Here is a 20754-nt window from a genome sequence, read left to right as displayed (position 1 = left end):
CGGTCTGTCCGCGCGGCTGCTGGAGACGCCCGCGGGGCCGGGGATAGGGTGGGCCGACCGACTTCTCACCACCCATGAAACGACCCGGGGGGGCGCCACGCATGGGCGATTCGTTCGCGCATCTGCACGTACACACCGAGTACTCGATGCTCGACGGGGCGGCCCGGCTCAAGGACCTCTTCGCCGAGGCCAACCGGCTCGGCATGCCGGCGGTGGCGATCACCGACCACGGCAACATGCACGGCGCGAACGACTTCTACAAGCAGGCCATGGCCGCCGGCATCACCCCGATCCTCGGGGTCGAGGCGTACGTGGCGCCGGAGTCCCGCTACCACAAGGCGCGGGTCAAGTGGGGCCGGCCGGAGCAGAAGAGCGACGACGTCTCCGGTAACGGCGCGATCACCCACAAGACCATGTGGGCCCGCAACGCCGCCGGCCTGAAGAACCTGTTCACCCTCAACTCGCGCGCCTCCATGGAGGGCCACTACGTCAAGTGGCCGCGGATGGACATGGAGCTGATCGCCGAGCACGCCGAGGGCATCATGGCGACCACCGGCTGCCCCTCCGGCGCGGTGCAGACCCGGCTGCGGCTGGGCCAGTTCGACGAGGCGCTCAAGGTCGCCGCCAGCTACCAGGACATCTTCGGCAAGGAGAACTACTTCCTGGAGATCATGGACCACGGCCTCTCCATCGAGCGCCGGGTCCGCGACGGGCTCACCGAGATCGCCCGCAAGCTGGACATCCCGCCGGTGGTCACCAACGACTCGCACTACACCCACGAGGCGCAGGCCACCGCGCACGACGTGCTGCTCTGCGTGCAGACCGGCAGCAACATCGACGACCCGAACCGGTTCCGCTTCGAGGGCGGCGGCTACTTCATCAAGTCCGCCGACCAGATGCGCGCGGTCGACTCGTCGGAGCTGTGGCAGCAGGGCTGCCGCAACACCCTGCTGGTCGCCGAGAAGGTCGACCCGACCGGGATGTTCGAGTTCCACAACCTGATGCCGCGTTTCCCGGTGCCCGAGGGGGAGACCGAGGAGTCCTGGTTCCGCAAGGAGACCTTCGCCGGCCTGGCCCGCCGCTACCCCGGGGGCATCCCGGAGGGGCACGTCGTGCAGGCCGAGTACGAGCTGGGCGTCATCAACCAGATGGGCTTCCCGTCGTACTTCCTCGTGGTCGCCGACTTCATCCAGTGGGCCAAGAGCCAGGGCATCGCGGTGGGCCCGGGCCGTGGATCGGCCGCCGGCTCGCTCGTCGCGTACGCCCTGGGCATCACCGACCTGGACCCGATCCCGCACGGCCTGATCTTCGAGCGGTTCCTCAACCCCGAGCGGGTCTCGATGCCGGATGTCGACATCGACTTCGACGAGCGCCGGCGCGGTGAGGTGATCAAGTACGTCACCGACAAGTGGGGTGAGGACAAGGTCGCCCAGATCGCGACCTTCGGCACGATCAAGGCGAAGGCCGCGATCAAGGACTCGGCCCGGGTGCTCGGCTTCCCGTACGCGGTGGGGGACCGGATCACCAAGGCGATGCCGCCGGCGGTGATGGGCAAGGACATCCCGCTCACCGGCATCTTCGACCCGCAGCATCCGCGCTACGCCGAGGCCGGCGAGATCCGTGGCCTCTACGAGTCCGACCCGGACGTGCGCAAGGTGATCGACACCGCCAAGGGCATCGAGGGGCTGATCCGGCAGACCGGCGTGCACGCCGCGGGCGTCATCATGTCCGCCGAGCCGATCATCGACCACATCCCGCTGATGCGCCGGGACGCCGACGGGGCGATCATCACCCAGTTCGACTACCCGACGTGCGAGTCGCTCGGGCTGTTGAAGATGGACTTCCTCGGCCTGCGCAACCTGACGATCATCGACGACGCGGTCAAGAACATCGAGCTCAACCACGGCAGGCAGCTCGACCTGCTGGCGTTGCCGCTGGACGACCAGGCCGCCTACGACCTGCTCGCCCGGGGCGACACCCTCGGCGTGTTCCAGCTCGACGGCGGGCCGATGCGCTCGCTGCTGCGGCTGATGAAGCCGGACAACTTCGAGGACATCTCCGCCGTCCTGGCGCTCTACCGGCCCGGCCCGATGGGCGTCGACTCGCACACCAACTACGCGCTGCGCAAGAACGGCCTCCAGGAGATCACGCCGATCCACCCGGAGCTGGAGGAGCCGCTGCGGGAGATCCTGGCTCCCACCCACGGCCTGATCGTCTACCAGGAGCAGGTGCAGCGGGCCGCGCAGATCCTCGCCGGCTACACGCTCGGCCAGGCGGACCTGCTGCGCCGGGCGATGGGCAAGAAGAAGAAGGAGATCCTCGACAAGGAGTTCATCCCCTTCCGGGACGGCTGCCGGAAGAACGGCTACTCCGACGCGGCGATCCAGGCGGTGTGGGACGTACTGGTCCCGTTCGCCGGCTACGCCTTCAACAAGGCCCACTCCGCCGCGTACGGGCTGGTGTCGTACTGGACGGCGTACCTCAAGGCGCACTACCCGGCCGAGTACATGGCCGGGCTGCTCACCTCGGTGGGCGACGACAAGGACAAGATGGCGCTCTATCTGTCCGAGTGCCGTCGGATGCGGATCCAGGTTCTGCCGCCGGACGTGAACACCTCGGCCGGGCCGTTCACCCCGGTCGGCACGGACATCCGGTTCGGCCTGGCCGCGGTGCGCAACGTCGGCGCGAACGTGGTCGCCGCGATCATGCGCTGCCGGCAGGAGAAGGGCGACTACACCGACTTCTACGACTTCCTGTCCAAGGTGGACGCGGTGGTCTGCAACAAGAAGACCATCGAATCGCTGATCAAGGCGGGCGCCTTCGACTCGCTCGGGCACACCCGCAAGGGGCTGCTCGCCGTGCACGCCGACGCCATCGACGCGTACGCCGACGTGAAGCGCAAGGAGGCGGTCGGCCAGTACGACCTGTTCGGCGCGGGCTTCGGCGACGCCGACACCGGCGGCAGCACCACCGTCATGCCGATCATCGGCGACAGCGAGTGGGACAAGCGGGACAAGCTCGCCTTCGAGCGGGAGATGCTCGGCCTCTACGTCTCCGACCACCCGCTCTTCGGCCTGGAACACGTCCTCGGCGCCGCGGCGGACTGCACCATCGCCGCCCTGTCCGAGGAGGGCACCGTTCCCGACGGCGCGGTGGTCACCCTGGCCGGCATCCTCTCCGGCGTGCAGCGCCGGGTCACCAAGCAGGGCCGGGCCTGGGCCTCGGCCACCCTGGAGGACCTCGCGGGCGGGGTGGAGACGCTCTTCTTCCCCAACACCTACGAGGTGATCGGGCAGTACATCGCCGAGGACGCGATCGTGGTGGTCAAGGGACGGGTGGACCGGCGCGACGACACGCCGCGGATCATGGCGATGGACATGTCGATGCCCGACGTCAGCACCAACCCGGCCACCAAGCCGGTCACCCTGACCATCCCGGTGCACCGGTGCACGCCGCCGCTGGTGGAGCGGCTCAAGGAGACCCTGGTGCTGCACCCGGGCGACACCGAGGTGCACGTCAAGCTGCTCAACGGGGGGAAGACCACCACGCTGCGGCTCGGGCCGTTCCGGGTGGCGGCGACAACCGCGCTGATGGGCGACCTGAAGAGCGTGCTCGGCCCGGCCAACGTCAGCTGACGCCGCCGGCCGGGCCCGGCCGGCGGCGCGGGACGGCGGGTGAGCGGACCGTCGGGCAGCATGGCGGCATGACCGCCACCACACCCGCCGGGGAGACCGTCCGACCGATGCTGCGGGTCCGGGACCTGGTCCCGACCTATCTGGGGTACGCCCAGGCGGCGGCCGACGCCCCCGGGGAGCGCCGACCCGGGTGGTGGCGGACGCACTACCTCGACCGCCACCCGGAGATCTTCGCCGCCCTCGACCGGGACGGCGACTGGTCCACCGGTCCCGACCTGGTCGCCGTCCTCGACCGGCTGGCCGGGGAGGGTGTCGATCTCGCGGCGCGGTCGGCGGCGCTGCGGGCCTCGCTGCCGGACGCGGTGGCGACGGTGTCCCGGGCGATGGGCTGGGCGGGCGACGCGGACCCGGTCGACTGCGTGGTGCTGGTCGGACTCCACCGGGCCAACGGCTGGGCGGACACCCTCGACGACCGGCTGGCGCTCTTCCTCGCCGTCGAGGAGTTCGGCGGGGCGGACGACGACCGGTTGCTGGTGCTCCACGAGGCGGCGCACGTGGTGCACGACCGGCTCGCCGGGATCCGGGACTGGCCCGGGCACGGGGTGGCGAACGCGCTGCTCACCGAGGGGCTGGCCACCCTGGTGTCGGCCGAGACCGCCCCAGGTCTGGCTGACGAGGCGTACCTCTGGTGCGGTCGGCCGGGATACCGGCCCTGGCTCGACGAGTGCCGGCGCCGGTGGGCGGAGATCCTCGGCCGGATCTCCGCTGATCTCGACGCCACCGACCTGGACCACTACGCGCCGTATTTCCTGATGCGGGACTCGCCGCTCGTTGGTGACCTGCCCAAGCGCTGCGGCTACCTGGTCGGTCTCGCGGCGGTGCGCCGGCTGCGGGAGGACCACCGGTTGTCCGAAATCGCCTCCTGGGACCTGCACCGCGTCCGCGCCGAGATCCGGCAGGCCGTCGACGACCTGGCCGCCCGCGCCTGACCGGCGTCGTCACACCGGTCGGTACTCGACCTCCGGGCGGCCCGGTGTGCCGTAGCGCGGCGCGCGTACCGCCCGCTCGGCGGTCACCAGGTACTCCAGGTAGCGGCGGGCGGTCACCCGGGAGATCCCGGTGCGCTGGCTGACCTCGGTCGCCGACAGCCCCGCCCCGGCCGGCAGGGCGGCCAGCACCGTGTCCAAGGTCTGCGCGTCCAGCCCCTTGGGCAGGGTGTGCTGCGCCGCGCCGCGCAGGGTGGCGAACATCCGGTCCACCTCGTGCTGGGCGGCGACCTCGCCCTCGGCGAGCGCCTGGCGGCGATAGTCGGCGTACCGCTCCAACTTGTCGCGGAAGGCGGCGAAGGTGAACGGCTTGAGCAGGTAGTGGGTCACCCCGAGGGAGACCGCGGTGCGGACCACCGCCAGGTCCCGGGCCGAGGTCACCGCGAGCACGTCCACGCTGCTGCCCGCCGCCCGTAGGGCCCGGCAGACGTCCAAACCGTGCAGGTCGGGCAGCCGGAAGTCGAGCAGCACCAGATCGACGTCCGCGCCCGCCCGGTGCCGCAGCGCCGCCATCGCCTCCCGGGCGGTGTGCGCCACCCCGACCACCACGAAGCCGGGCACCCGCTCGGTGTACGCCCGGTGCGCCTCCGCCAGCAGCGGCTCGTCCTCCACCACCAGCACCCTGATGTCGGTCACGTCCGGCCCTCCCGGATCGGCAACCGAACGGTGAAGACCGTCCCACCGCCGTCGGCGGCGGCCACGTCGGACCGGCCACCGTGCCGGCGGACCACCTGCCCGACCAGCGCCAGGCCGAGGCCGCGACCGGCGCTCTTGGTCGACCAGCCGCGCCGGAAGGCGTCCGCGACCCGGTCGGGGTCCAGCCCCGGTCCGTTGTCGACCACCCGCACGACGATCTCGTCGTCGCCCGCGCCGACGAAGACCCCTACCAGACGCGGCGGTTCGGTGCCGACCACCGCCTCCAGCGCGTTGTCGACCAGGTTGCCGACCACGGTGAGCAGGTCGGCGGTGGGCAGCGGACTGTCGTCGAGCCGGCAGTCCGGCTCGATCACCAGGTCCACCCCCCGCTCGCCGGCCTGCGCCGACTTGCCGAGCAGCAGGGCGGCCAGCGCCGGCTCGGTGACCGCGCCGACCACCCGGTCGGTCAGCTGCTGGGCCAGTGCGAGGTCCCGGGTGGCGAGCCGGACGGCCTCGTCGGCCCGGCCCAGCTCCACCAGGGTCAGCACGGTGTGCAACCGATTGGCCGACTCGTGGGTCTGGGCCTGCAACGCCTCGGTCAGCGCGCGCACCGAGTCCAGCTCGCTGGCCAGGTTGCGCAGCTCGGTCTGGTCGCGCAGGGTCAGCACGGTGCCGAGCACGGCCCCCTCGAACCGGGTGGTCCGCTGGTTGGCCACCAGCACCCGGTCGCCGGCCAGCACCAGCTCGTCGTGCGCGTCCCGCCCGGACGCCAGCAGCTCGGCCACCGCGGGCGGCAGGGCGATTCCGGCAATCGGCCGGTCGGTGACCGCCGCGTCCTCGTCCAGCCCGAGCAGCCGGCGCCCCTCGTCGTTGACCAGCGCCACCCGGCGGTCCCGGGTCAGCACCACCAGCCCCTCCCGTACGGAGTGCAGGACCGCGTCGTAGTACTCGTACATCCGGGTCATCTGGCTCGGGCCGAGGCCGTGCGTCTGCCGCCGGAGCCGACGGCTCAGCAGCCAGGAGCCGGTGGCGGCGAGGGCGAGCGCGGGCGCGGCGGCGCCCAGCAGCACCGGTGTCTGCGCGATCAGCTTCCGGTTGATCGCCCGGGTGGTGATGCCGACGGAGACCAGCCCGGTGATCCGGTCGCCGTCGCCGTGCACCGGGACCACCGCGCGCACCGACTCGCCGAGCGTGCCGACGTTGGTGACGGTGAACGGCTCACCGGCCAGGGCGGGGCCGATGTCTCCGATGAACGGCTGCCCGATCAGTTTCGGGGTGGGGTGCGAGTACCGGGTCCGGTCCGGGGCCATCACCACCACGAAGTCCGTTCCCGTCGCCACCCGGATCGACTCCGCGTACGGCTGCAGGGTGGCCGCCGGGTCCGGGGAGGCCAGGGCGGCGCGGACATCGGGGGAGCGGGCCACGGTCTTCGCCACGGCGAGCACCTCCTCCTCCGCCGCCTGGCGGGAGTCGCTGCGCGCCAGCCACACCGCGCCGGCCGCGCCGGCGAGCACGAGCAGCGTCACCACCACGGCCTGGAGGGCGAACAGCTGCCCCGCGATGCTCCACTGTCGTCGGGCCATGTTCCCTCCTTCGGCCTGGTCGTCCGCAAGTGTGGCGCACCGGTCAGGCGCCCGTTTCGCCCGCGCGTCACAGGGGTGAACAGAATGAACGTAAGGGTGCCTTGTGCGGAGACGCGCCTCACATTGTGGTCATGGACACCACCCCACCCGCCCCCGTGGCCGCCCGTCCCGCCCGCAGCGACCGGACCCGCTACCTCTATCTCGCGGTCATCCTGGCCGTCGCCGCCGGCATCGTGGTCGGCCTCGTCGCCCCCGAGTTCGGCAAGGAGCTGAAGCCCCTCGGCACCGGCTTCGTCAACCTGATCAAGATGATGATCGGGCCCGTCATCTTCTGCACGATCGTCCTCGGTGTCGGATCCGTCCGTCAGGCGGCCAAGGTCGGCAAGGTCGGCGGCCTGGCACTCGGCTACTTCCTGGTCATGTCCACCGTCGCGCTGGCCATCGGCCTGGTGGTCGGCAACCTCATCCATCCCGGCGCCGGTCTGAACCTGGGCCCGGACCTGGCCGGCGCGGGCAAGGCCGCCGCCGGTGACAAGAGCGGCGGGACCGTCGACTTCCTGCTCGGGATCATCCCGACCACCCTCTTCTCCGCGCTGACCGAGGGTGAGGTGCTCCAGGCGCTGCTGGTCGCCCTGCTGGTCGGCTTCGCCGTGCAGGCAATGGGCCGGCGTGGAGAGCCCGTACTGCGGGCGGTGAACGTGCTCCAGCGGCTCGTCTTCAAGGTGCTGGCGATGATCATGTGGGTCGCCCCGATCGGCGCGTTCGGCGCCATCGCCGCCGTGGTCGGCGCGACCGGCGTGGACGCGCTGAAGAGCCTGGCCCAGGTCATGTTCGGCTTCTACGCCACCTGCCTGGTCTTCGTCTTCGTGGTCCTGGGCGCGCTGCTCTGGTTCGTCGCGCGCATCTCGATCTTCCAGCTGCTGCGCTACCTCGGGCGCGAGTTCCTGCTCATCTTCTCCACCTCCTCCTCGGAGTCGGCGCTGCCCCGGCTGATCGCCAAGATGGAGCACTTCGGGGTGAGCAAGCCGGTCGTGGGCATCACGGTGCCGACCGGGTACTCGTTCAACCTGGACGGCACGGCGATCTACCTGACCATGGCGTCGCTCTTCATCGCCGACGCGCTGGGCAAGCCGCTCGCCATCGGCGAGCAGATCTCCCTGCTGCTGTTCATGGTCATCGCCTCGAAGGGCGCTGCCGGCGTCACCGGCGCCGGCCTGGCCACCCTCGCCGGCGGCCTCCAGTCGCACCGCCCGGACCTGGTCGACGGGGTCGGCCTGATCGTCGGCATCGACCGGTTCATGTCCGAGGCCCGGGCGCTGACCAACTTCGCCGGCAACGCCGTCGCCACCGTGCTGGTCGGCACCTGGACCGGCGAGTTCGACCGCGACCAGGCCCGGGCGGTACTCAGCGGCCAGCGTCCGTTCGACGAGGCGACCATGCTCGACGACGAGCCGGCCGAGGCCCGGCCCGCCGACGACGAGTCGGGCCTGCGGCCGTCGACGCTGGCGGGCACGCCGGCCTGAGACGACTCGCATCGCCCGGGCGCGCCGGCCAGTCCTCCGGCGCGCCCGGGCGGCGGTCACGTTCAGCCTCAGGGGCGGTGCGCGGCCAGCACCTCCCCGGCGGCCTCGGAGGTCTCCAGCACCACGGTGTGGTAGCTCTCGATCCGCGACAGGATGGCCTCGCGTGGGCCGTCGCGCCAGGCGGCGCTGCCGTAGAACGCCTCCTCCTGCTCGTCCCGGACCGCAAGCGAGGAAAAGGCCCGGATCAGGTACGCCTCCTCGTGACCGTCCTCGCGGACCAGCGAGGCCCCGGCCGCCACCACCCGGATGCCGAAGCGGCCGAGCAGCGGGGCCGCCTCGTCGCGCATCACCCGGACGAACTCGTCGCTGGTCCGCGGCTTGAGGCGGTAGGTGCGGATCTCGAGAATCATCGGTGACCTCCGGAGCGGATCAGGCCACGCTAACCGTCGCGGCCGGCGCGGGGCGAGGTCCGATCGGTCGATGGCGTGCCGGCCGGCCGCGGCGTCGTCGACCCGCCGGGCGCGTTCGACGTCGTGCAGGCCGCCGACCGGCGATTGGCCGTGCCCCGCCGCCGACCCGGCCACTAGCGTCCGTGGCATGGAGTTGGAGCAGGCGCAGAAGCTGTGGCAGCCGCAGCCCGGTTGGCTGAACACCGCCAGTTACGGGCTGCCGCCCGACCCGGTCTGGACGGCGGTGCAGGAGGCCCTGGCCGACTGGCGGGTGGGGCGTACCTCGTGGGAGGTCTGGGGCGAGGCGACCGAACGGTCCCGGGAGGCGTTCGCCGGCCTGGTCGGGGTGGCGGCGGCCGACGTGGCGGTCGGCAGCACCGTGTCGCAGCTGCTCGCCCCGGTCGCGGCGGCGCTGCCCGCCGGGGCGACCGTGGTGGTGCCCGAGGTCGAGTTCACCTCCAACCTCTTCCCCTGGCTGGTGCAGGAGGAGCGGGGCGTGCGGGTGCGCACCGTGCCGCTCGCCGGGCTGCTCGACGCGATCGACGCCGACACCGACCTGGTCGCGTTCAGCCTGGTGCAGTCCGCCGACGGCGCGATCGCCCCGTACGCCGAGATCGTGGCCGCGGCCCGCGCGCACGGCGCCCTGGTCGCGGTCGACGCCACCCAGGCCTGCGGCTGGCTGCCCTTCGACGCGGGCCTGGCCGACGTGGTCGCGGTCGGGGCGTACAAGTGGCTGATGGCGCCGCGCGGTTCCGCCTTCGCCTACCTTGCGCCGGCCCTGCGCGACCGGCTGCAGCCGGACGCCGCCGGCTGGTACGCGGGCAAGGATCCGCACTCGTCCTACTACGGCCCGCCGCTGCGGCTCGCCGACGACGCCCGGCGCTTCGACATCTCCCCGGCCTGGTTCAGCTGGGTCGGCACCGCGCCCGCCCTGGAACTGGTCGCCGAGATCGGCCTGCCGGCGATCCACGACCACGACGTAGCGCTGGCCAACCGGTTCCTCGCCGGGCTGGGCCGCCCGCCCGGGGAGAGCGCCATCGTCACGGTCGAGGTGCCGGGCGCGCAGGAGAAGCTGGCGCGGGCCGGCGTCCGCGCGGCGGTCCGGGCCGGCCGGGTCCGCGCCTCCTTCCACCTCTACTCCACGGTGGACGACGTCGACCTGGCCCTGGACGCCCTGACGGCGTGAGGCGCCGCCGCCCCCGGGCCGGGACCGACCGGGGGCGGCGGCGCCACGGCTCAGGCCAGGTGGCCGCCGATCTTCGTGTACCCGCGCAGCAGGTCGCGGGAGATGATCAGCCGCTGCATCTCGTCGGTGCCCTCGAAGATCCGGTAGAGCCGCACCTGCCGGTACCAGCGCTCGATCGGCAGCTCCCGGGTGTAGCCCATCCCGCCGTGGATCTGCAGCGCCCGGTCCACCACCCGGTTGACCATGCCGGCGCCGTAGAGCTTGCCCATCGAGGAGGCGTGCCGGGGGTCCAGGCCCTGGTCGACCGTCCACGCGGAGCGCAGCACCAGCCAGCGGGCCGCCTCCAGTTCGGTCTCCGAGTCGGCGATCATCCACTGGATGGCCTGGTTGGTGCCGATCTTCGCGCCGAAGGTCTTGCGGGTGTTGGCCTGGTCGATCGCCATCTGCAGCACCCGCTCGGCGATGCCGATCGCGTGGGAGGGGATGGTGTAGCGGCCCTTGCCGATCCACTGCATGCCCAGCGCGAAGCCCTGCCCGACCTCGCCGAGGATGTTGCGGTGCGGCACCCGGACGCCGTCGAAGATCAGCGACGCCGGTCCGCCCTCGCCCATGGTCTGGATGAACTCGGAGCGCCAGCCCATCGCCCGGTCCACCAGGAAGGCGGTCGCGCCGCCGTTGCGGGCGCCCTTCTCCCGGTCGGTGACCGCGACGACGATGGCGAAGTCGGCGTCGTTGCCTCCTGTGATGAAGGTCTTCTCGCCGTCGAGGATCCAGTCGTCGCCGTCCCGCCGCGCGCTGAGCCGGATGTTCGCCGCGTCCGAACCGGCGCCCGGCTCGGTGATCGCGAAGCAGGAGATCCGTTCCCCCTCGATGGTGGGGATGAGGAACTCGCGCTGCTGCTCCTGCGTGGCGTGGAAGAGGATGTTGTCGGCCTCGCCGCCGAAGCGGAACGGCACGAAGGTACGGCCCAGCTCGGTCCAGATCAGCGACTGCATCACCGCGGGCAGGTCCATGCCGCCGTACTCCTCCGGGGTGGCCAGCCCCCAGAATCCGAACTTCTTCGCCTTCTGTTGGAGTTCGCGCAGCTCGGCACGCTCCAGGCCGGGCCGGTGAGCCCGTTCCCGGCGCAGCACCTCCTGCTCCAGCGGCATCACCTCGCGGGTGATGAACGACCGGACGGTGTCCCGGACCGCCCGCTCCTCGTCGGTCAGTGAGAAGTCCATGCCGATCCCTTCCGCCGTCGCCCTGCCGTCTCCGCTTAAACTAGCGCTGTAAGTTTTGCCCCGTCCAGACCCGAGGAGTCGACGTGCCCCGACCCCGGCAACCCGTGCTCAGCCGGGAACGGATCGTCACCGCCGCCCTGGCGCTGATCGACGCCGACGGGCTGGCCGCGTTCTCCACCCGGCGGCTCGCCGCGGCGCTCGGCGTGCAGGGGCCCTCGCTGTACCACCACTTCGCCAACCGGGACGCCATCCTCGACGCGGTCGCCGACAGCGTCACCGCCACCGTGGACACCAGCTTCTTCGCCCGGCACGACTGGCTGGAGGCGCTGCGCCGGTGGGCCTGGTCGTACCGGCAGGCGCTCACCGCGCACCCGAACGTCGTGCCGTACCTGGCCCAGGGGCCCGGGCGGCGACCGGCGGCGCTGGCGATGGCGGACGCCGTCTACGGCGCGTTGGTCAAGGCCGGCTGGTCGCCGGCCCGGGCCACCCACGTCGGCGCTGCGCTGCGCTACTTCGTCGCCGGCTCGGCGCTCGGCTCGTTCGCCCGCGGCTTCGTCGAGGACCCGGAGCTGTACGCCGCCCACTACCCGCACCTGCGCCAGGCGCACCGGCTGGCCGAGCACCAGCGCAGCGTCGACGAGGGGGCCTTCGCGCTCGGCCTGGACGCGCTGCTGCACGGCCTGGCCGCCGAGCACGCCCGCACCGCCGCACCGGTGGAGCCGGCCGACCGTTCGGGGTAGCGTCAAAACTCCCAGCGCTAGTTTCCGCACCCCCGAAGGACGACATGGATCTCGCTGCCGCGCCCCCCGCGCTCCTGGTCCGCCGCCATCTGCACGTCGGCGGCGGCTGGATCGACCCGTCCGACGGCGACACCATCGCCGTGGAGAACCCCGCCACCGGCGAGATCGTCGGTCAGGTGCCCGCCGGAGCCCCGGCCGACGTGGACCGGGCCGTCGCCGCCGCCCGGGCCGCCTTCCCGAGCTGGGCGGCCACCGCGCCGGCCGAGCGCGCCGCCCACCTGGACCGGCTGCACGCCGCTCTCGCCGCCCGGGCCGACGACATCGCCCGCACCGTCGCCCTGGAACTCGGCACCCCGATCAAGCTCGCCGCCCGGGTGCAGACCGGGCTGCCGCTGACCGTGCTGCGTTCGATGGTCGACCTGGCCGCCCGCCCGCCGGCCGAGCAGACCGTCGGCAACTCCCTGGTCGTGCGGGAACCCGTCGGCGTGGTCGGCGCGATCACCCCGTGGAACTACCCGTTGCACCAGGTCGTCGCCAAGCTCGCCCCCGCCCTGGCCGCCGGCTGCACCGTGGTGCTCAAGCCCAGCGAGCTCACCCCGCTGACCGCGTACCTGCTCTTCGACGCGGTCACCGAGGCCGGGCTGCCCGCCGGCGTGGTCAACCTGGTGCCGGGCACCGGGCCCGTCGTCGGCGAGGCCCTCGCCGCCCACCCGGACGTCGACCTGGTCTCCTTCACCGGCTCCACCGCCACCGGCCGGCGGATCGCCCACCTCGCCGCCGACCGGATCGCCCGGGTCGCCCTGGAGCTCGGCGGCAAGTCGGCCAACCTGATCCTCGCCGACGCCGACCTGTCCACCGCCGTCAAGGTGGGGGTGGGCAACGCGCTGCTCAACTCCGGGCAGACCTGCACCGCGTGGACCCGGATGCTGGTCCACCGCGACCGGTACGACGAAGCGCTCGACCTGGTCGCCCGGGCCGTCGCGGGGTACCGGCCGGGGGACCCGTTCGACCCGGCCACCCGGCTCGGCCCGCTGGTCTCCGCCGCCCAGGCCGAACGGGTCCGCGGCTTCGTCGACCGGGCGCTCACCGACGGGGCGCGCCTCGTCGCCGGCGGACCGGACGCCCCGCTGCCGCCGCGCGGCCACTTCGTCGCGCCCACCGTCCTGGCCGACGTGCACCCCGACAGCGAACTGGCCCAGGAGGAGGTCTTCGGGCCGGTGCTCGCGGTCATCCCGTTCGCCGACACCGACGAGGCCGTCGCCATCGCCAACAACTCCCGCTACGGCCTGGCCGGCGCCGTCTGGTCCGCCGACGCCGACCACGCCGTCGCGGTCGCCCGGCGGCTGCGCACCGGCCAGGTGGACGTCAACGGCGGCGCCTTCAACCCGCTCGCCCCGTTCGGCGGCTACCGCCAGTCCGGCCTCGGCCGGGAACTCGGCGCGTCCGGGATCGAGGAGTTCACCGAGCTCAAGGCGATCCAGCGGTGAGGGCGCTGGTCGCCCGCGGCCCCGGCGCGCCGCTGCGGATCGAGCAGGTCCGGCTGCCCGCGCCCGGCCCCGGCGAACTGCGGGTGCGCATCCGCGCCGCCGGGGTCTGCCACTCCGACCTGTCCATGGTCAACGGCACGCTCGCCCCGGCGTACCCGCTGGTGCTCGGCCACGAGGCGGCCGGCGTGGTCGCCGAGGTGGGGCCCGGGGTGACCGTGCCGGTCGGCACCCAGGTGGTGCTCAACTGGGCGCCGGCCTGCCGGGCCTGCTGGTTCTGCCGGCACGACGAACCCTGGCTCTGCGCCGCCAACACCGCGCCGGCCGTGCCGCGGGGCGAGACCGCTGACGGCACCCCGCTGCACGTCACGCTCGGGCTCGGCGCGTTCGCCGAGGAGGTGGTGGTGCCGGCGACGGCCGTGGTGCCGGTCCCCGCCGACCTGCCCCCGGAACAGGCCGCCCTGCTCGGCTGCGCGGTGCTCACCGGCGCCGGCGCGGTCCGCAACACCGCCCGGGTCGCGCCCGGTGAGTCGGTCGCGGTGATCGGGCTCGGCGGGGTCGGACTCGCCGTGCTCACCGCCGCCCGGGCGGCCGGCGCGGGCCCGATCGTGGCGATCGACGTCGCCGAGGCCAAACGGGAGCTCGCGCTGGCCGCCGGCGCCACCGACTTCCTGCTCCCCGACGACCGGCTGTCGAAGGAGGTCCGGGCCCGCACCGAGGGGCGCGGCGTCGACCACGCCTTCGAGTGCGTCGGCCGGGCCGCCACCATCCGCACCGCGTGGCGGCTGGCCCGGCGCGGGGGAGCGGTCACCGTGGTCGGCATGGGGGCCAAGGACGACCTGGTCAGCCTCGCCGCCGCCGACATCTTCCACTCCGCCCGTACGCTGCGCTCGTCGGTGTACGGCTCGTCGGACCCGGACCGGGAGGTCCCCGCGCTGGCCCGTGAGGTCGTCGACGGGACGCTGGACCTCGGCCCGCTGATCAGCGGGCTGATCCCGCTCGAGGAGGCGCCGGCCGCCTTCGACCGGCTGGCCCGGGGCGAGGGCGCCCGCTGGGTGGTCACCTTCGACCACTGACCGGGGTGGCCCGCCGGTCAGGCCGGCGTGGCACCGCCCTCGGTCAGCGCGGCGTCGCGCCGCCCTCGGTCAGCGCGGCGTCGCGCCGCCCTCGGTCAGCCCGGCGTCGCGCCGCCCTCGACCAGCGCGGCGAAGCCGTCCAGCAGCCGGCCCAGGCCGAACTCGAAGATGCCGTCCAGCGTCAGCTCGACGTCGCCCTCGGCAATCGAGGGCGATGCCTCCGGCCGGCTGAGCCCCGCAGGGGTGCGGGGGAGGTGGACCCCACACATGGGAGCGGTCACGAAGACCGGTCGGCGACCGTCGTCGATCTCATCCTGATGGGGTAGAAGGAGCGACCATGTCCGCCGTAGCCGCGTCGACCGGCCGGAATGTGTGTGGTGTCGACATGGCTCGACTCTGGCGGCCCGCCGTAGGTTTCCTCCACGCGACGACCCTGTGACCGCGGTCACCGACCCGGTCGTCGCGGTGACCTGCGGAGGATGAGGCGATGGCCGGGCAAGCGCTCCTGTCGGCCCGCGGGCTGACCCGCGACTTCCGGGGGTTCCGGGCCGTCGATCACGTCGACCTGGACATCGCCCCGGAGAGCGTGCACGCCCTGGTCGGCCCGAACGGCGCCGGCAAGACCACCCTGTTCAACCTGCTCACCGGCTTCCTGCCGCCGACGTCCGGGCGGATCGAGCTGGCCGGCCGGGACGTCACCGGCCTGCCGCCGGAGCAGGTGGCCCGGCTGGGGGTGGCCCGGTCCTTCCAGATCACCAGCCTCTTCCCCCAGCTCAGCGCCCGGGAGCACGTCGAGCTGGCGTTGCAGTCGTCCAGCGGGCTGGGCTGGCGGTTCTGGCGCTCGGCGAAGCTGATGGACCGCTACCGGGACCGGGCCGGGGAGCTGCTGGACATGGTCGGCCTCGGCGCGCTCGCCGAGGCCCCCGCCGAGGCCCTGGCGTACGGGCGCAAGCGCGCCCTGGAGCTGGCCATCGCGCTCGCCCTGGACCCGAAGGTGCTGCTGCTCGACGAGCCGACCGCCGGGATGGGGCTGGAGGACGTCGACCGCACCGTCGAGCTGATCGCCAGGGTCCGCGAGGGGCGGACCGTGGTGATGGTCGAGCACAACATGAGCGTGGTCGGCCGGCTCGCGGACACCGTCACCGTCCTGCAGGCCGGCAAGGTCCTGGTCGAGGGCCCGTACGAGCAGGTCCGCGCCGACGAGCGGGTCATCACCGCCTACCTGGGAGCCGCTGATGCTGCGCATTGAGAACCTCTCCGCGTTCTACGGCGAGGCGCAGGTGCTGCGGGAGGTGAGCCTGGACGTCGCCGCCGGCGAGGTGGTCACCCTGGTCGGCCGCAACGGCGCCGGCAAGTCCACCCTGCTGCGCTGCGTGATGGGGCTGCACCCCAGCCAGCGGGGCACGGTCACGCTCGACGACCGGGACCTGACGAAGGTGCCGGCGTACAAGCGGGCGCGGCTCGGGCTCGGCTGGGTCCCCGACGACCGGGGCGCGTACGCCACCCTCACCGTCACCGAGAATCTGACGCTGCCGCCACGGGTCGGCCCCGACCCGTGGTCGCTGGAGCGGGTCTACGAGGCCTTCCCGGCGCTCTGGCAGCGGCGCGACTCGGCGGCCACCATGCTCTCCGGCGGTGAGCAGCAGATGCTCGCGCTGGCCCGGGTGCTGCGGATGGGCGCCCGGCTGCTGCTCTGCGACGAGCCCACCGAGGGGCTCTCTCCGCTGCTCGTGCAGCAGGTCGGTGACCTGCTGCGGGAGGCCAAGAAGCACGGCGTGACCGTGCTGCTGGTCGAGCAGAACCTGCACTTCGCCACCGGCGTCGCCGACCGGCACTACCTGCTGGCCGAGGGACGCGTCGTGGAGGCGATGGCGAACTCCGAGGTGCGCTCGCGGGAGCGCGAGCTGCTGGCGTACCTCGGGATTTGAATTCTTCGACGGCTGACCCGCGCGGAGTCCGCGCGGTACGAAAGGGATGGACATGCGTAGGAGCGTGGGTGTGGCCGCCGCGTCGGCGGCGGTGGTGCTGGCAGCCGGTTGTGGCGGGGGCGGCCCGGCATCGGGCGGCGACCAGAAGCTGACCGGCGACAAGGTCGTGCTGGGTGTGCTCAACGACCAGTCCGGGGCCTACTCGGAGCTGTCCGGGAAGAACTCGGTCAAGGCCGTGGAGATGGCCATCGCCGACTTCAAGGCCAAGTACGGCGACAAGGCGGTGACCAAGGACATCACCGTGGAGACCGCCGACCACCAGAACAAGCCGGACGTGGCCAACGCCAAGGCCCAGGAGATGTACGACCGCAAGGGCGTCGACCTGATCCTCGACGTGCCCACCTCGTCGGCCGCCCTGAAGGTCGCCGACGTGGCCAAGGAGAAGAAGAAGCTCTACTTCAACATCGGCGCGGCGACCACCGAGCTGACCGGCAAGAGCTGCAACAAGTACACGTTCCACTACGCGTACGACACCTACATGCTGGCCAACGGCACCGGGAAGACCACCACCGAGCAGGTCGGCAAGAACTGGTACATCCTCTACCCGAACTACGCCTTCGGTCAGGACATGGAGAAGAACTTCTCCGCCGCGATCGAGAAGGCCGGCGGAAAGGTGGTCGGCAAGGACGGCGCGCCGTTCCCGAACACCACCGGCGACTACTCGTCGTTCCTGCTCAAGGCGTCCAGCATGAACCCGAAGCCGCAGGTGCTGGGCACCATGCAGGCCGGCGCGGAGCTGGTCAACGTGGTCAAGCAGTACAACGAGTTCAAGCTGCGGGAGAAGGGCATCGGGCTGGCCGTGGGCCTGATGTTCATCTCCGACATCCACTCGCTCACCCCCGCGGCGCTGGCCGGCACCACCTACACCGACGCCTGGTACTGGAACTTCGACCAGCAGAACCGCGAGTTCGCCGACCGCTTCCAGAAGGAGACCGGCACCCGGCCGTCCTTCGCCCACGCGGCCAACTACTCCGCGGCCATGCAGTACCTGGAGGCGGTGCAGGCCGCCGGCACCGACGACGCGGACAGCGTGGTCAAGGGGCTGGAGGGCAAGGAGGTCAACGACGTCTTCCTGCGTAACGGCAAGATCCGCGCCGAGGACCACCGGGTGATCCACGACGCGTACCTGGCCCAGGTGAAGCCGCAGGCCGACGTCACCGAGCCGTGGGACTACGTGAAGGTCCTCAAGACCATCCCCGCCGCGGAGGCGTTCCGCGCGCCGTCGGCCGACTGCAAGATGTGACGGATTGATGTCAGGCTTCGCGCAGAACACGTTCAACGGGCTGGTGAGCGGGGCGTTCTACGCCCTGCTCGCCCTCGGGCTCGCGGTCATCTTCGGCATGCTCCGGGTGGTGAACTTCGCCCACGGCGCCTTCTACATGCTCGGCGCGTTCGGGGCGTACGTGCTGCTCACCGAGGCCGGCGTGCCGTTCTGGGCGGCGCTGGTGATCATGCCGCTCGGGCTGGGTCTGCTCGGCATGGTGCTGGAACGACTGGCCATCCACCGGCTCACCCGGCTCGATCCGCTCTACAACTTCCTGCTCACCTTCGGCCTCACGCTGATCCTCCAGGACCTGGTGAAGACCCGGTACGGCATGCAGTCCAGCCCGTACGCCACCCCGGACGCGCTCAGCGGCTCGATCGACTTCGGGCTCTTCGACTTCCCCACCTACCGGGTCTTCATCCTCGGCTTCACGGTGCTGCTCTGCGTCGCGGTGTGGTGGGTGCTCACCCGTACCCGGATCGGCATGGTGGTCCGGGCCGCCACCGAGCGGCCCGAGCTGACCCGGGCGCTCGGCATCGACGTGGGGCGCTGGGTGACTCCGGTGTTCGGCTTCGGTATCGCGCTGGCCGGCCTGGCCGGGGTGCTCGCCGCGCCGATGCGGGCGGTGAACCCGCTGATGGGCGCCGACCTGATCATCGTGGTCTTCGCGGTGGTGGTGATCGGCGGGCTCGGCTCCATCTTCGGCTCGGTCGCCGCCGGCTTCGGCATCGGCCTGATCCAGGCATGGGGAGAGGCGTACCTCTCCGACTTCCCGATCGTGTCCCAGACGATCGTCTTCATCGTGATGGCCGTCGTGCTGCTCTGGCGGCCGGCCGGGCTGTTCGGCCGTGAGGAGGCACCGGCATGACCAGCACCGTCGACACCCCGGCCGAGGCGGCCCGGCCGGCGACCGGCTCCGGCCTGGTCGCCGTGGCCCGGGCCCCCGGCTGGGTCCGGTACGCGCTGCTCGCCGCCGGTCTGGCCGTGGCGTTCTGGCTGCCCAACGGGCTCTACCCGGCGGTGGCCGTGGACATCCTGTGCTGGGCGCTCTTCGCCGTCTCGGTGGACCTGCTGCTCGGCTTCACCGGGCTGATGTCCTTCGGGCACGCCGCGTTCTGGGGCACCTCGGCGTACGTCACCGGGCTGGTGGCGATCCACGCCGGCCTGCCCTTCCCGGTCGCCGTGCTGGCCGGGGCCCTCGCCGCCGCGGTGCTCGCGCTGCCGATCGGCTACCTGGCGGTGAAGCGGACCGGCATCTACTTCGCGATGGTCACGCTGGCCTTCGCGCAGATGGTCTACTACGTCGCCAACGAGTGGCGCTCGGTGACCCGCGGCGAGAACGGCCTCCAGGGGGTGCCCCGGGAGTTCTTCGGGATGGACCTGACCGACGACTACTACTTCTACTACGCGATCCTGCCGATCGTGCTGCTCGGCCTGGCCGCCGCCTGGCGGATCGTGCACTCCCCGTTCGGCCGGGTGCTGGTCGGCATCCGGGACAACCCGGCGCGGGCCCGCGCGCTGGGCTACCCGGTGCACCGGTACAAGCTGACCGCGTTCGTGCTCTCCGGCTTCATCGCCGGTCTCGGCGGCGGACTCTTCGCCGTCGGGCACCGCTTCGTCTCCCTCGACGTGCTGCACTGGACCACGTCCGGCAAGGCGGTGATCGTGGTGGTGCTCGGCGGGATCGGCACGCTCTGGGGCGGAGTGCTCGGCGCGGCGCTCGTGGTCCGGCTGGAGGACTGGCTGTCGTTCTCCGGATTCGAGGCGATCGGCCTGGTCACCGGCGGCATCTTCGTCCTTGTCGTGCTGCTTTTCCGGCGCGGTGTGTGGGGCAGCGTGTCCGCGCTCGCGCTCCGCTGGTTGGCGGCCCGTCGCAGATAAATCCGCCGCCCGGCGCATCCGAACCGCGCCGTCCCGACGAACCCCCTGGTAGTGGTCACTTACCCGGGGGTACGTCTGGTGTTGACAGATCCGATGTCCGGCGAGGCCGTCGACACGGCCCGCAAGCGGCTCTCCGCCGCCGCCGAGGACCTCGACGCCAACCAGGTCGCCGCGCTCATGCTCGACCTGGCCGCCGAGGCGGGTGTGGCGGCGGTCTGGGAGCAGGTGTGCGTACCGCTGCTGGGGGCGCTGCCCGGGCGCACCGCCAGCGAGATCGCCGTCGAGCACGCACTCTCCGAGGGCATCCGGGTGGGCCTGGACGTGCACCGCCGGGAGCCGTCCCGGCAGCTGTCCACGGACGGTGTGCTGCTGGCCGGCGCGGAGCACGAGACGCACAGCCTCGGGCTGCACGCCCTCGCCGCCGCGCTCCGCGAGCAGGGCCGGGGCTGCCTGCACCTCGGGCCGGCGCTGCCCTGGGTCGCGTTGGCCTCCGCCGTGGTGCGGACCAGCCCGCACACCGTCGTGGTCTGGTCGCAGACCCCGCTCACCGGCCGCGCGTACCGCCTGGTCCGGTTCGGGCGGGACTTCCCGGGGGTACGCGTCTTCGGCGCCGGCCCGGGCTGGATCGAGCCCCTCCCGCCCCCCTCGGTACGCCTCACCACCTTCGCCGCCGCCCTGACCGCCTGCGGCCGCCCCACCCGCCCCACCCCAACCCCCGCCCGCCCCACCCCTGCCCCCACCCGCCCTGCCCTCGACTCTTCATCTCGTTGATCATGAGGTTACCGGCGGTGTGGATCTCTTCCACTGCCGTCAACCTCATGATCAACGCGGTTGGGGGGATGGGGGTGGGGAGATCTTGGACGGTTGGGGTTAGCGGTGGACGGCAACTGTCCAAGATTCGGATACGCCGCTGGCCGGCACCCCGTGAGGGGTGCCGGCCAGCGTTGCTTGCTTGCGGGGTCAGCTGTTCCAGTGCGTGGCGACGAGGTCGGCGGCCTGCTGCTCCCACTGGGCGTAGGCGTCCGGGTACGCGGAGACCT

Annotated in this window: 18 protein-coding genes; 13 read left to right on the top strand and 5 right to left on the bottom strand. The window is 72.3% G+C overall.

Features of this window, described 5'->3' with window-relative positions:
• The first annotated feature begins 101 nt into the window (after positions 1 to 101).
• Both dnaE and V6U81_RS03750 read left to right on the top strand, forming a co-directional pair.
• Entirely contained in the window at positions 102 to 3635 is a 3534-nt protein-coding gene (gene dnaE / locus V6U81_RS03755) for a DNA polymerase III subunit alpha (RefSeq protein ID WP_334484377.1), read from the top strand.
• A gap of 68 nt (positions 3636 to 3703) precedes the next feature.
• Positions 3704 to 4624: a DUF2268 domain-containing putative Zn-dependent protease gene (locus tag V6U81_RS03750; RefSeq protein ID WP_334484376.1), complete on the top strand. Its 921-nt coding sequence runs from the start codon at positions 3704 to 3706 to the stop codon at positions 4622 to 4624.
• Positions 4625 to 4633: 9 nt separating this feature from the next.
• Here the strand turns inward: V6U81_RS03750 and V6U81_RS03745 are convergent, their stop codons facing one another.
• Both V6U81_RS03745 and V6U81_RS03740 read right to left on the bottom strand, forming a co-directional pair.
• Positions 4634 to 5317, bottom strand: coding sequence for a response regulator (locus V6U81_RS03745; RefSeq protein WP_334484374.1), 684 nt, complete (start codon positions 5315 to 5317; stop codon positions 4634 to 4636).
• Complete coding sequence (locus V6U81_RS03740; protein WP_334484373.1) at positions 5314 to 6900, bottom strand: ATP-binding protein; 1587 nt, start codon at positions 6898 to 6900, stop codon at positions 5314 to 5316. Before V6U81_RS03740 ends, V6U81_RS03745 begins: the two co-directional genes overlap by 4 nt.
• 131 nt (positions 6901 to 7031) lie before the next feature.
• Between V6U81_RS03740 and V6U81_RS03735 the strand changes: the two genes are divergently transcribed.
• A complete protein-coding gene (locus V6U81_RS03735) occupies positions 7032 to 8423 on the top strand; it encodes a cation:dicarboxylate symporter family transporter (RefSeq protein WP_334484371.1) in 1392 nt (463 codons plus the stop codon).
• Positions 8424 to 8491: 68 nt separating this feature from the next.
• Here the strand turns inward: V6U81_RS03735 and V6U81_RS03730 are convergent, their stop codons facing one another.
• Entirely contained in the window at positions 8492 to 8833 is a 342-nt protein-coding gene (locus tag V6U81_RS03730) for an NIPSNAP family protein (RefSeq protein ID WP_334484368.1), read from the bottom strand.
• A 187-nt stretch (positions 8834 to 9020) separates the two neighbouring features.
• Here V6U81_RS03730 and V6U81_RS03725 point away from each other — a divergent pair, with 187 nt between their 5' ends.
• Positions 9021 to 10058: an aminotransferase class V-fold PLP-dependent enzyme gene (locus V6U81_RS03725; protein WP_334484366.1), complete on the top strand. Its 1038-nt coding sequence runs from the start codon at positions 9021 to 9023 to the stop codon at positions 10056 to 10058.
• Positions 10059 to 10108: 50 nt separating this feature from the next.
• Here the strand turns inward: V6U81_RS03725 and V6U81_RS03720 are convergent, their stop codons facing one another.
• Entirely contained in the window at positions 10109 to 11281 is a 1173-nt protein-coding gene (locus V6U81_RS03720) for an acyl-CoA dehydrogenase family protein (protein WP_334484364.1), read from the bottom strand.
• 83 nt (positions 11282 to 11364) lie between these two features.
• On the opposite strand from V6U81_RS03720, the gene V6U81_RS03715 reads away from it, so the two are divergent.
• Genes V6U81_RS03715 through V6U81_RS03705 form a run of 3 tightly spaced genes read left to right on the top strand, consistent with a single transcriptional unit; the run spans position 11365 to position 14581 of the window.
• Positions 11365 to 12021 carry a TetR/AcrR family transcriptional regulator C-terminal domain-containing protein gene (locus V6U81_RS03715; RefSeq protein ID WP_334484361.1) on the top strand — a complete coding sequence of 219 codons (657 nt, stop codon included), beginning with the start codon at positions 11365 to 11367 and terminating at the stop codon, positions 12019 to 12021.
• 44 nt (positions 12022 to 12065) lie between these two features.
• Positions 12066 to 13508 carry an aldehyde dehydrogenase family protein gene (locus V6U81_RS03710; protein ID WP_334484358.1) on the top strand — a complete coding sequence of 481 codons (1443 nt, stop codon included), beginning with the start codon at positions 12066 to 12068 and terminating at the stop codon, positions 13506 to 13508.
• Positions 13505 to 14581, top strand: coding sequence for an alcohol dehydrogenase catalytic domain-containing protein (locus tag V6U81_RS03705; protein WP_334484355.1), 1077 nt, complete (start codon positions 13505 to 13507; stop codon positions 14579 to 14581). Before V6U81_RS03710 ends, V6U81_RS03705 begins: the two co-directional genes overlap by 4 nt.
• Positions 14582 to 14676: 95 nt before the next feature.
• Here the strand turns inward: V6U81_RS03705 and V6U81_RS03700 are convergent, their stop codons facing one another.
• Positions 14677 to 14862: a hypothetical protein gene (locus V6U81_RS03700; protein WP_334484352.1), complete on the bottom strand. Its 186-nt coding sequence runs from the start codon at positions 14860 to 14862 to the stop codon at positions 14677 to 14679.
• 206 nt (positions 14863 to 15068) lie between these two features.
• Between V6U81_RS03700 and V6U81_RS03695 the strand changes: the two genes are divergently transcribed.
• The 6 genes from V6U81_RS03695 (at position 15069) to V6U81_RS03670 (ending at position 20485) form a co-directional block, all read left to right on the top strand.
• Positions 15069 to 15830, top strand: a complete 762-nt coding sequence (locus tag V6U81_RS03695) for an ABC transporter ATP-binding protein (protein WP_334484349.1) — start codon at positions 15069 to 15071, stop codon at positions 15828 to 15830.
• Positions 15817 to 16509, top strand: a complete 693-nt coding sequence (locus tag V6U81_RS03690) for an ABC transporter ATP-binding protein (protein WP_334484346.1) — start codon at positions 15817 to 15819, stop codon at positions 16507 to 16509. Before V6U81_RS03695 ends, V6U81_RS03690 begins: the two co-directional genes overlap by 14 nt.
• 46 nt (positions 16510 to 16555) lie before the next feature.
• The gene (locus V6U81_RS03685; protein ID WP_334484343.1) at positions 16556 to 17812 is read left to right on the top strand and encodes an ABC transporter substrate-binding protein; all 1257 of its coding nucleotides are present in this window, start codon (positions 16556 to 16558) and stop codon (positions 17810 to 17812) included.
• Positions 17813 to 17819: 7 nt separating this feature from the next.
• Entirely contained in the window at positions 17820 to 18701 is an 882-nt protein-coding gene (locus V6U81_RS03680) for a branched-chain amino acid ABC transporter permease (protein ID WP_334484340.1), read from the top strand.
• Positions 18698 to 19714, top strand: coding sequence for a branched-chain amino acid ABC transporter permease (locus V6U81_RS03675; protein ID WP_334484337.1), 1017 nt, complete (start codon positions 18698 to 18700; stop codon positions 19712 to 19714). Before V6U81_RS03680 ends, V6U81_RS03675 begins: the two co-directional genes overlap by 4 nt.
• Positions 19715 to 19792: 78 nt before the next feature.
• On the top strand, positions 19793 to 20485 hold the full coding sequence (locus V6U81_RS03670; RefSeq protein WP_334484334.1) for a transcriptional regulator: 693 nt from the start codon (positions 19793 to 19795) through the stop codon (positions 20483 to 20485).
• Positions 20486 to 20754: the final 269 nt, after the last annotated feature.

The sequence above is a fragment of the Micromonospora lacuserhaii genome (assembly GCF_036902735.1).
In the GTDB taxonomy this organism is placed as follows: Bacteria; Actinomycetota; Actinomycetes; order Mycobacteriales; family Micromonosporaceae; genus Micromonospora.
Note: the sequence above shows the minus strand (reverse complement) of the source record. Positions and strands in the feature narration are given on the sequence as shown.